General features: G+C 42.3%; 9 protein-coding genes. 2 read left to right on the top strand and 7 right to left on the bottom strand.

The window, feature by feature from the left end; translation table 11 throughout:
- Positions 1-41 precede the first annotated feature (41 nt).
- From QUB52_RS14050 to petH, 4 genes are all read right to left on the bottom strand, one after another.
- Positions 42-839: a hypothetical protein gene (locus tag QUB52_RS14050; protein ID WP_332976202.1), complete on the bottom strand. Its 798-nt coding sequence runs from the start codon at positions 837-839 to the stop codon at positions 42-44.
- Between the two features lie 49 nt (positions 840-888).
- Positions 889-3,129 carry a hypothetical protein gene (locus tag QUB52_RS14045; RefSeq protein ID WP_332973531.1) on the bottom strand — a complete coding sequence of 747 codons (2,241 nt, stop codon included), beginning with the start codon at positions 3,127-3,129 and terminating at the stop codon, positions 889-891.
- Between the two features lie 461 nt (positions 3,130-3,590).
- Positions 3,591-4,283: a Uma2 family endonuclease gene (locus QUB52_RS14040; RefSeq protein ID WP_332973530.1), complete on the bottom strand. Its 693-nt coding sequence runs from the start codon at positions 4,281-4,283 to the stop codon at positions 3,591-3,593.
- 309 nt (positions 4,284-4,592) lie between these two features.
- Complete coding sequence (gene petH / locus QUB52_RS14035) at positions 4,593-5,798, bottom strand: ferredoxin--NADP reductase (RefSeq protein ID WP_332973528.1); 1,206 nt, start codon at positions 5,796-5,798, stop codon at positions 4,593-4,595.
- Between the two features lie 44 nt (positions 5,799-5,842).
- On the opposite strand from petH, the gene QUB52_RS14030 reads away from it, so the two are divergent.
- A complete protein-coding gene (locus QUB52_RS14030; protein ID WP_265233515.1) occupies positions 5,843-6,091 on the top strand; it encodes a hypothetical protein in 249 nt (82 codons plus the stop codon).
- A 619-nt stretch (positions 6,092-6,710) separates the two neighbouring features.
- Positions 6,711-7,715 (top strand): phosphoribulokinase, encoded by a 1,005-nt coding sequence (locus QUB52_RS14025; RefSeq protein WP_332973526.1) that lies wholly within the window; start codon positions 6,711-6,713, stop codon positions 7,713-7,715.
- A gap of 91 nt (positions 7,716-7,806) precedes the next feature.
- Here QUB52_RS14025 and QUB52_RS14020 read toward each other — a convergent pair whose 3' ends face one another.
- The 3 genes from QUB52_RS14020 to QUB52_RS14010 form a co-directional block, all read right to left on the bottom strand.
- Positions 7,807-9,012, bottom strand: coding sequence for an McrC family protein (locus QUB52_RS14020; RefSeq protein WP_332973524.1), 1,206 nt, complete (start codon positions 9,010-9,012; stop codon positions 7,807-7,809).
- 288 nt (positions 9,013-9,300) lie between these two features.
- Positions 9,301-10,932 (bottom strand): McrB family protein, encoded by a 1,632-nt coding sequence (locus tag QUB52_RS14015; protein ID WP_332973523.1) that lies wholly within the window; start codon positions 10,930-10,932, stop codon positions 9,301-9,303.
- Positions 10,933-10,977: 45 nt separating this feature from the next.
- The gene (locus tag QUB52_RS14010; RefSeq protein WP_332973522.1) at positions 10,978-11,415 is read right to left on the bottom strand and encodes an ASCH domain-containing protein; all 438 of its coding nucleotides are present in this window, start codon (positions 11,413-11,415) and stop codon (positions 10,978-10,980) included.
- Between the last annotated feature and the right edge of the window lie 15 nt (positions 11,416-11,430).

Raw genomic sequence — 11,430 nt, 5'->3', positions numbered from 1 at the left:
CTATCCTTTCTCTTCGCTGTGCTTATCTCAACGGTCAACTTTCAATTTGATGTATTTGCCAAAGTGAGATGCACCCTCTGGTTTTCTTGCTCCAGTTTTCCTTGCCTGATAAATTGCTGTTGCTGTTGAGCCATTTTTTCTAACAACAGTTTCTGGTTTTCTTGCTGATGATATGTCTCAAGTTTAAACGCCACCTCGCGCCCTTCCTGAAGCTCGTGGCACAGCTTTTTTAAACCCGCAGATCCCCCTATTTCCTTGATTAAAGACTCAAATGCTGCTATTTCTGCTTTCGCCGTTTCTACACGGGATATCTGCGCCTCGATAACTTTTGCGATTTCTGCTTTCGCCGTTTCCGCACGGGATATCTCTGGTTGAACTTCACTTATCGCACGGGATATCTGTAGCTCAAATTCGCTTTTTGCACGGGATATCTGTAGCTCAAATTCACTTTTCGCACGGGATATCCCCACCTCAATAACTTTTGCGATTTCTGCTTTCGCCGTTTCTACACGGGATATCTCCACCTCAATAACTTTTGCGATTTCTGCTTTCGCCGTTTCCGCACGGGATATCTCTGGTTGAACTTCACTTATCGCACGGGATATCTCTAGCTCAAATTCGCTTTTCGCACGGGATATCTCTAGCTCAAATTCGCTTTTCGCACGGGATGTCTCTACCTCAATAACTTCTGCTATTTCCGCGTTCGCCTTTTCCGCACTGGATACATCTAGCTCAACTTTTCTTACTTGCTCAAGCACCTTATTAGCTTCTGTGATACCCTCACTAATCTTTTCCCAGAGAAGATTGAGTTGACCGGCTATTTCAAAATCATTTTGCATTTTCACAACTTACCTCTATTACAGTCACTTCATAATAAATTATTTCAGTCTATTTGTCTAACGCATCTGGAAAAGGGCGATCGAGCATAGCCTGACAGAGTAACGATACCAAAGAGCCCGAACGATTGGCTATTTTATCAGAAAAAGGAAAATTTTTCGGTATAGGTTGTTCTATTTTCTCACGGACTCGCGCTGCTTCATAGAGTAAATCTTTGTGTTCTAAATCTTGGGCAATACTTTCAACTAAACGTTTATATTCCTCCTGATTACTATTTTGAAAACGAGACGCTTCCTCAACTGCTTGCCAAGAACAGTTCATTGCCCGTAACAGCAAACAGCGTAGAGAAATATTATCACTAGGAACATTTTCTAACTCCTCTTGTAAAGAATTAGAACGCTGCTGTAATCGGCATTGCTGAATCAAGGCATGAAAATGACAATATAATAATATAAAATATTGGTTATTTAACAGTTTAGCGATCGCTAATAAATAAAAATTAGCAACACCCTGTAATCTATTGATTGCTTCTTGCTCCCATTGGTAAAGAATTTCACTTTCAATTTTAGCTAAATTTAAAACAAAATAAGTATCCAAGTATGGATGGCCATTGTCACAGCCTTTCAGCAATTTTTCTTGAGTTTTTTGAACGTTATCTATGAGCATATTTATGTCAACACCACTCGCAAATTCAGTAATCCAACTAATAGCTTCTTCTGCATCAATAGTTTGGCAACATTCAAAGTAGTTCCTACCAATCCTCTCTAATTCTTCTGTAGTTGCTACCACTAATAAGCGAGAACGAGGGCGCGTTAGCAATGTGTACCATTGAAAACTCTCTTCTAACCGAGATGTCCCATTATTCTCAAATATGCGAAAAGCTACGCAAGCATCAAACTCCCGTCCTTTAGCTTTTTCTGCATTCAAAATTTCTATATTACTGAATTCGTATTGATTCTCATCTGGATTAGTCCACAGAACTTTCACCTGGTTTGCTGACTGCTGAAGAAAATACCTTTCACCCTGTCCCTCTCCAGATGATTTTACTTGCAGCAAATCTAAAAACTCTTCTAAAAGCCCTAAAAACTCTAAAGCTAACTCCGATGAAGAGTATTCTAGTAAGCGCACTTGCTCACCTTCTTCAACAGCATATTCAGGATCGCTCGGTTCGGGAAAATGCCGGCCATCATACCTAGCATTTTCTTGATTGGCAAATTCTAAAAACTGATTGGCAAACTTTAAGATATGGCGTGAATTTCGATAATTGTACTTAAGTTCAATGCGCCTGCCTAACTCTAGTTGCCCCCAGTCAAAGTCTACGGGTTGAATTCTCTGATTTAAGTCTCCCAACAACCAGAGATAAGTTGAATGTCTCTGGTTTTCCCAAGCTTCTCTTACAGCAATTAGAGCCTTTAACTTAGCTAATAAAAAATCTTGGGATTCATCGACAATTAAAATAGTAGGCTGGTTTTGGTAAGGAGGGGGAGGCGCAGCAGATTTAAGTTGAGTCGCAACATCCAAGTTACAGAGGCGATTCCCTAACTTTCTTCTCCACCATTCTGGTCTAATATGCTCAAGAATCTCAATACGTTGTCTATTCTCTTGGTAGATGGCATTTCTAGGCTGGTTAGAATTTTCTTGATCCAGAACGAAAGCTTGATATAGCAAAACATCTCGCGAACTGATTTCTCCTAAGCTGGGTGCGAAAGGCTGGAATCTCACGACTTCTCGCAGAGCTTCTAATTCTTCCTCTGAAGTTGCTAGGCGATCGCCCAATTCTGGATCTACTTCACGCACCCAATCAGGAAAGGTTCCAAGCCAAAAACCTTCTGAATTTTGCTCTTTTATCTTCTTTATCTCTGAGTAATTTTCCAAATCTTCACGCACTGATGGAGGAACAATAAGCATTGTGTTCCACTTTTGATCGCGATGAAGTTCACAAGCTAGAAGAGCCGCACATACAGTTTTCCCTGTTCCTGGCGCACTCTGAACTAACCAATTCTTTGTAGACCATATCCCATGCTGCATCAACTCATCAAATGGCTGTTTTTGGTAACGGGTTAGCACTGGTGAGTAGCGATAATAGTTGGCATAAATAAATTTGTACCAACGATTTTCTTCTTGGTTCCAATTAGTATTTTCTAGTGGAATTTCATAAGCTGGATGATCTATTAGTGCGGTTCCTTGAGGTTTATTCAATTCTTCTATTGCCTTTATTTCCAGCGAATCTGTGCGATCGCGACTGTCAAACACCCTATCATAAACATCTCCTCGCAAACCAGCTTTAATCACTACAATATTGCCAGAATCTCGTTCCCAGATCACACGCAGTTGACCTTGACGAGTTCGCCACAGTCTTTCATGTCCCTGTAAACTTCTAACATCTTGATGGCTGCCTTGGCTCAAACCACTGATAATCTGGTAAACTATCTGAAAATTGTCATAGGACAGTTTTTGTATCTCGCGAAAGGCTGCTCGAATAATTTTTACTGACATAGGCTACTTTCTGACCCTCGTATCCAGAATCTTGCATATCCTTATTATTTATTTATCATATAAATTTTGAAATTTATGCTTTTGTAAGTAAACTTAACCAAACCTAGCAAACCAATTTTGAAAGCCACGACTTTGACCCGTTGAAACTCTAATCTACAATCATTGTATGATAATAAAGCAATTTGTCATTTAACTAAACTCAATATACAGATCCCCGACTTCTTTAAGAAGTCGGGGATCTAACTTGGTATAACAATTCAAACTTCTGTATCGATATCTACCCCCATTTCTCGGAGTCGCTGGGCTAGTCTTTCGACTTGCTGTTCTAGCTGCTGTCGCTGCGCTTCTTCTTCTCGAATTAAATCTTCTACTTGGGGCGGAGATAGCACTTGATTCACCGATAAAATAAATTCAGCGAACTGTACAGACTGAACTTGCTGTCCCGGCAAAAATTCTTGGTGAGAATAACTGCCTTCATTTTCGGGACGGCTACACACTCGTATTTTCAGTAGATTTGGGTCTACAATCCAATATTCAGGGATATCAATCAAATCATATTCTGCACGCTTGCGGATGTAGTCATCCCGCCAATTTTGACTGGTAACTTCGATAACTAACAGCGGTTTTTCTTCAAAGTCCAGCACTGCGGAACCAGGTTGCGCGCAGACTTGTTCCCACAGACTCCGAGTGCAAATCACAACATCAGGAACGCGGGAAGAGTTTTCCTCAGTTCGGACTGCGGTAGTGACAACTGCAACTAGCGGTAGATTATGTGTTGCAAAGAAGCGCCGGAACTGGTAAACCAAAAATTCACAAATTTTGATATGTATTGCTGTAGGTGTTGGCATTTCAATCAAATTACCCCGATATAATTCATAACAAACACCTGATTCTCCCTGATAGTTCAGATATTCTTCAAAGGTTAGTTTTTGGGTAGAAATTAGTACCATGTCAGTCATCTCCCTTTTTCGGTGAGTGAGCTTAATGTATATTTTAACACTTGTCTTTGGTGAATAAGTTATACCATGCGTGAAAAATTGCTGCTACGGTTATTAACCGTATATAAATTATCTGTCCTCGCGTCATCACTCTCGACCGGACACGGCATTGCCGTTTCCCTACAGGTGAAAATCTCTAATTTCTGATTCTGCAATATTTCTTCAAATTGGTATTACTCAAAGCTGAAAACTGTTTCAAATAAAAATATAGGGTGAGCAAAAGCCCACCCTACAATTCAACAAATTAAATCAGGTCACACATTAATATGTTTCAACGTGCCAGCGATGCTGTTTTTTCAACTGTTTTTGATAGCCTGTCCAGTCAACGTCGTGCTTGCTAGATGCAGCAGACATTCCCTCGTCAATTCCGCCTTCCATTCCCTTCAAACCACAGATGTAAGTGTGAGTGTTCGGCTTTTGAACCAATTCCCACAATTCGTCTGCGTTCTCTTTGATCCGGCTTTGAATGTACATCTTGCCACCGTCAGCAGTTTTTTGCTCGCGGCTGATGGCATAAGTCAAGCGGAAATTATCGGGGAACTCGCGCTGCAATTCTTCCAACTCTTCCTTATAAAGAATGTTGGGAGTGTAAGCAACTCCAAAGAACAGCCAAGCTAAACCTTTGAATTTGTAATCGGGATTGTTTTCTTTAAACATCCGCCACAAATAAGCGCGGAAAGGAGCAATACCCGTACCGGTAGCCATCATAATTACGGTGGCATCTTCGTCATCGGGCAAGAGCATTTCCTTGCCTACTGGGCCGGTGATTTTGACATCATCCCCTGCTTCCAAACCGGTCAGAAAAGTCGAACAAACGCCCAACACTTGTTCGCCTGTTTCTGGGTGTTTGTACTCTAGCCGGCGGACGCACAGCGAGACTGTTTTGTCGTCGAGGTTGTCGCCGTGACGGGTAGAGGCGATCGAGTAAAGCCGAATTTTGTGAGGTTTGCCGTTTTTATCCGTCCCATCGGGAATAATCCCGATACTTTGACCTTCGAGATAGTGCAATTTGCCACCAGAAATGTCGAAGGTGACGTGGCGGACTGTGCCTTCGCCGCCTTCTCTGACCATTTCTTCTGTAGAAATGCACTTACCAATATAGGGATTGGCTGGCTTGTAGAGGTTAACAGGAACCTGAACTTTTTCCTTGGCTTGAGTCATGGGCTTAGCTTTTTCTCCAGATTTCTGACTCTGTAGCCCTGCTTCTGGTGCAACTTTGCTATGAGTTTCGGGAGCGCCGTTTGATGGGCGGATGCTGACGATTTTGCCACCCATGCGAGCAATTCTCCGCATTTCCTGATTCATGCGATCGTAGGGCACGGAGATAAACACGCTACCGCTACGGCGAATTGGGTGATTTGTTTCGTCAGTTGCTTTGCTCTGACGCATACCCTCGACTTCGTAAACAAAGATGCGGCTGCCTGATTCTGAGTTGGCAGCTACACCAGAGATGCTTGGGCTGTACATTTGTTGCTTGTCCTTCACGATACAGAGTTATAAAGATAGAGAATGTGACGTTAGACTCAATTTACTTTTTTCTTAAGGCCATCTGGACTAATTGGCCGCGCCAATCTTTGGGCTTCGCCGTTGCGGGCGGGCGTGTCAATTTTTGGTCGATCGCGCCTCCAGTTCCCAATCAGCCGAACATCACGCCGGCTATCGAGTCCGGCTGCGTTCAGGTGTTGACCTATAGCTATTGTTGTCTGCGTACTGCCAATATTTTACCCGATCGCGGGATCGGCCCCGATCGCTCCTTCTGATTTAGGGATTCGGCAGAGGCCCAGGCCGATATCGGGAGAGGATTTAACTTATCAAAGGGAATACGGCATTGAAATATACAATTTATAATGAAGTAAAACTTAAAGCACGATTTGATTAAATGACGTTGAGCTTGTAGTGGGCGGACGCATTCTGGTAAGATTAATCACTAAAGTTAGCATTAATAGCCAAAAAATTGGGGTACGATCCCATCCTATAAGGCAGGCGAGCGGGCAAGCCCGATCGGACGGGAATCGTGATGGAACTATATATTGTTGATTCGCCAGATGTAAAAATCCCGTCTCAACTCCATAGTCCAAAAAATCTCAAATAGGTTGGGGCATCAACCTAGAGGCCAGGCCAGATCGGACAAGCTGTGCTTGCCAGAAGCTGTTTGAATCCACAATCCCCATGCCTTGAGGGTTGGGGAGTATGTCAATTGCCTTGAAGATTGCTTGGGTCTTCCCTCGCAGGCAGTCAACTGACTCCTGTATGCTGGTGAGTGCTCGATCCGATCGGGGTAGCAACAAAATCGCACAAAGCTGGCACGCTACCTGCGGCCTTAAATTTTGTGGAATCTAGACTTGAGTTAGTAAACAGTGATTTTTTTAGAGGGAAAGTATGACAAGTAAGCCGGATCGCGTGGTTTTAATTGGCGTTGCTGGAGACTCCGGCTGCGGAAAATCTACTTTTTTGCGCCGATTGACAGATTTGTTCGGGGAAGATTTCGTTACCGTAATCTGCCTCGATGACTATCATTGTCTCGATCGCAAGCAGCGCAAGGAAACAGGGATTACCGCCCTAGACCCCAGAGCTAACAATTTTGACCTGATGGCCGAGCAAATGAAAGCGCTCAAAGAAGGCCGGGCGATCGACAAACCGATTTACAACCACGAAACCGGTCTGCTCGATCCTCCTGAGCGGGTAGAGCCGAATCACATCATCGTGATTGAGGGGCTGCACCCCCTTTACGACGAGCGAGTGAGAAATCTCATCGACTTCAGCGTCTACCTCGACATCAGCGACGAAGTTAAAATTGCTTGGAAAATCCAGCGCGACATGGCGGAACGGGGCCACCGTTACGAAGACGTGCTGTTTGCGATCAACGCTCGCAAACCAGATTTCACCGCCTACATCGATCCACAAAAGCAATATGCTGATGTGGTAATTCAAGTATTGCCCACCAACTTGATCAAAGACGACAAAGAACGGAAAGTTCTGCGCGTCCAAATGATCCAACGCGAAGGCGTCGCCAATTTTGAACCTGCGTATTTGTTTGACGAAGGTTCAACAATTAACTGGGTTCCTTGCGGTCGCAAACTGACTTGTTCCTATCCCGGAATTAAGATGTACTACGGCCCAGACGCTTTCTACGGTCACGAAGTCTCGATTTTGGAAGTAGACGGTCAGTTCGAGAATCTCGAAGAAGTTATTTACATCGAAAGCCATTTGAGCAAGACTTCTGCGAAGTACGAAGGCGAGTTAACTCACCTGTTGCTCCAGCACCGCGAATATCCCGGTTCCAACAATGGAACAGGTTTATTCCAAGTGTTAGTGGGATTGAAGATGCGGGCGACTTACGAGAAGTTGACTGCGAAAGAATCGAAAGTGGCTGTTAGTGTTTAGAACGCGGACATGAAAGATTTGGGAGGCGCAATTGCGCCTCTTTTTTTGTGGAGAAATGAACCGCAGAGGGCGCAGAGGGCGCAGAGAAGAGTTAGGGGAGGGTGTTTGGAAGTAGAGAGGTTAAGAAGGTTTTTCCGGCTTCATGGAGGTCGCTATCTAGGGAAAATTTTAGACTGCGAACTTGAATATCGTCATTTTTTATATCTAGTGGCTGTTTGAGGTCTTGCGGGTAGATGAGAATTGCATTTTTACAGTTTACTGCTGTTGCGTAGGCAACTATTTGATGACGGTCACGACTGTCTACCCGATCAGGAGCTTTGTATTTGGTATCGAGGACGTACAGGATTTCATTTGTTTCAATATCGCGTATAATTAAGTCAATCTCATCGGAATAATCTTTGTCATGTTTAACTGGGTATTTTGGTTCGACATTAAAGCCTTTTGGTGTATTTGCTTTGAGCCATTCAGCGACAAATTGTTCATATAAACTAGCCATATTTATCAAAAAAGGGAGCATTTCGCGATCGCCCTTTTCGTGACTTGGCCCAGTATTTTCGAGAAAAAAGCGACAGAGAGCGTGTAATATTTGATAATCTTGATTCAAACGGTGATAAGTGCGATCGATACAAGCATCTGGTTTAAAAGATGTTAGGGTAACAAATCCTTGGAGTGCGTGAAAAGCTTTTCGCACCGTCGATGAGACAGATTCGCCGCACAAACCGCTGCGGCCAATTATAAAGAGTGTCCAAGCCAGAATTTGATTGTCTTCGATATCGCCTGTTTGTTCGTTATAGTGACATTTTAGTTTAACATCCCAAGGTTTTTGTACAGCTTGCCGGACATCAATGCGGCCGCGAATATAGGCAAGTTTTTCTATTTTGGGTAAGTAATCGCGATATAATCCTTTGCGACAGCGTTCGAGAATTTTATGAGCAAGGATGTTAGCTAATCGTTTATAGACTTGTTCTAAAGATTCGCACTCAATCTGTCCTTGAAGAAAATATTTATTAAGTTTGTAGGTATACTCAAGCATTCCGAATAAATTTGCGATCGGAACTTTTGGGCTGATGACAATGTGAAATTGTGGAGTGATTGGAATATTTCCAACAATGCCTTGAGATTTTAATTGCCATTTATATTTAGTTTTAGGATTTGGAAATTCTATATCTATTTGCTTAGCATAATTCTGGTATATTTTCTCTCCTACTGATTCGGGGATAAAATCTCGTTCAAAGCTTTCGGATTTATATTCTGTAAGTTTGATAATTTGGGGTGATTCTCGTTTCATAAATACCATAATACTAAATTTACGAATTTTACAACATTATTCGTAGGGTGTGTTGCCCTGGAAAATATCTCAATAAAAACCGACAATCTCACAGCGACGCACCTTACATCATTTAGAAAAAAGCTTGCTTAAAACAAAAATGTTGGGCGAAGTGAAACGGAGGGTTGATTTCTAAGAGCGCGATGGAGCAGGTGCGTCGCTATTAGATTGTCGCTCTTGATTGAGGATTGTCTATAGCGACACACCCTACGGTTACTGCTATAACGCCGTGTTTTTGGTAATGGTAGCGTTAGATTCTCAATTGTTCAATTTGTCGTCTTTGATTTTATCCCAGAGAAACTCATCCATTTTTGCCTGGTCATCAAAGAAGTATTCTTCGAGGTATGGCTCAATTTCCATTTGCCAAATGTCTTGGATATCTTCAGCTAAAGTTTTTGTTAAAAAGAAGGAGATACCGAGTTCATAATGTTTGTTGTTAATTGTCCGATTGATATTTTCGAGAATACCAATTAATTGATCAACTGGAAAACCTGTTTGCTCTCTAATATGATAGTTTTTTAGCAGTTCATAGTTAGGATAAAGGGGGATGAATGCGAAGCGGCGACGGAGGGCATTATCAACTAAGGCAATAGAACGGTCTGCGGTGTTCATTGTGCCAATAATGCGGACATTTGTAGGGATTCTAAATTGTTGACCGCTGGCTAGTTTAATAAAGCGTGCTGTGTCTTGTCGGTCATCTAGGAGATACATTAATTCGCCAAAGACTTGAGAGAGATTTGCGCGATTAATTTCATCAATGATCAGAACACAAATATCTTCACAGGCTTCGGCTTTTTCACAAAATTCTAGGAATCTACCGGGAACTATTGGATAAGTTAATTGCCCGTCTTGACTTTGGGGGCGGATGCCTTGAATAAAGTCTTCATAAGTATAAGCTGGATGAAATTGGATCGTGTCTGAGAAACCGTCACCGCCGCCGATTAAGTGTTGGGCGAGTTTTTGGGCGAGGAAGGTTTTTCCGGTTCCGGGCGGGCCTTGGATGATGGCTTGGCCTTTGCGGTTAATGGTGTGTATCCATTGGGTTAGTTGGGTTGTTTGAAAACCCGTTTCTTCGGCACATTGGTTCAAAAGATATTCCGGTTGCAACTTTAGTTCTTCTACAGCGTATTCAAACACAATTTCCTCATCTACGAGTGGCACTTCGTTACAAAAAAAGTCATATTTTTTTATTTCGACAAGCCAGTGGCAGAACATATCAAATAGATCGTCATCTCGAATAGATGGAACGCCAGTCTGGTGCATTTCTTTAGTTAATTCTTCAATCAGCTCGCGTCCGGTGAAGTTAGCAGAGGAGTAGTCTATTAGCTTTTTGCTATACGAAGTATTGGCGAAATAGTTAATAACCTGTATTGACTTGTCATTAATCGCGAGAAAGTCATCGGGACGGAGAGCATTGAGGATAGGTGTTAGCATTCCTGTCTGGCATATCTTGCCAAATAAGGATACTGGCATTTCTAAAAAATCTCTACAGGCTGAATATAGCCGACTCGGATCCTCGTTACAACAGCCGACGAAATAGATAATATAGTCGGCAATTCTTGGTCTTACGGGAAGTATTGACCATTTGTCTAGTTTATATAATTTTGAATGCAATACTAACTTTTTTGGGAGGCACGGATTAATATGAATCCAGGCTCCTCTTTTTCGATTAGTAGGAGAGTCTTGGTAAGGTAGAAGTTGCAACATTACAGATTCAGTCACATCTTCTCCAGACTCAGCAGCAGCAGCGATCGCTTCAAAATTTCGACGCCCCTGCTGACGCTGCTCCTGGTAAGCCGCTGTGTGATGCAACCCATCGGGAGTGTATGGATATGAACTGACAAATTCCTCAAATAGCATGACGAACTCAGCTTTTTTTTCCGCTAGCATACTGCTCTTGCCAACTATTAATTACTAAATTATTGTAGTAAACATTTATCTCGAACATTCTCCTAAAGACTTGACCATTTTTAACTGTTTATCCGTAATGTAACGATAACTTTGTGGTGGTTTAAGCTCAGGTAACTTTTTTCTTAAACGCTGTAAGTCTACTGGTTGGCTAAACCTATGAATATCTTTCAAAAAAATTCCAATACCTGTTTTTGTACCTTGATAATAGTCATAAAATTTTTCCGATGAAATGCCTGCTTTGTCTTCAACCTCCTCCCAAAGTTCTGCAATTGGTTTTTCTATAATAGAATCCACTTTGAATGAACCGAATACAGCTTTTATCGGAGAAGAAACGTAAATTAACACTAAATCGCCTTCGTTCAATAATCGAGGGCGGACGCGCCGCAATTCAACAGTCTTATTACTGTCGAATATTTTGTTGGCGTATTCCGGTCGAATAGATAATAGCAAGATACTTGACATTCGTTACAATCCTTT

Source organism: Microcoleus sp. A6-C6, from assembly GCF_036705955.1.
Lineage (GTDB): Bacteria > Cyanobacteriota > Cyanobacteriia > Cyanobacteriales > Microcoleaceae > Microcoleus.
The sequence above is the reverse complement of the archived record's forward strand: the minus strand, read 5'-3'. Positions and strand labels throughout refer to the sequence as shown.

Excerpts from the sequence above, each read along its gene's own strand:
- QUB52_RS14050 (WP_332976202.1), bottom strand. The coding sequence starts at position 839 with ATGCAAAATGATTTTGAAATAGCCGGTCAACTCAATCTTCTCTGGGAA.
- QUB52_RS14040 (WP_332973530.1), bottom strand. The coding sequence starts at position 4,283 with ATGGTACTAATTTCTACCCAAAAACTAACCTTTGAAGAATATCTGAAC.
- petH (WP_332973528.1), bottom strand. The coding sequence starts at position 5,798 with ATGTACAGCCCAAGCATCTCTGGTGTAGCTGCCAACTCAGAATCAGGC.
- QUB52_RS14025 (WP_332973526.1), top strand. The coding sequence starts at position 6,711 with ATGACAAGTAAGCCGGATCGCGTGGTTTTAATTGGCGTTGCTGGAGAC.
- QUB52_RS14020 (WP_332973524.1), bottom strand. The coding sequence starts at position 9,012 with ATGGTATTTATGAAACGAGAATCACCCCAAATTATCAAACTTACAGAA.
- QUB52_RS14015 (WP_332973523.1), bottom strand. The coding sequence starts at position 10,932 with ATGCTAGCGGAAAAAAAAGCTGAGTTCGTCATGCTATTTGAGGAATTT.
- QUB52_RS14010 (WP_332973522.1), bottom strand. The coding sequence starts at position 11,415 with ATGTCAAGTATCTTGCTATTATCTATTCGACCGGAATACGCCAACAAA.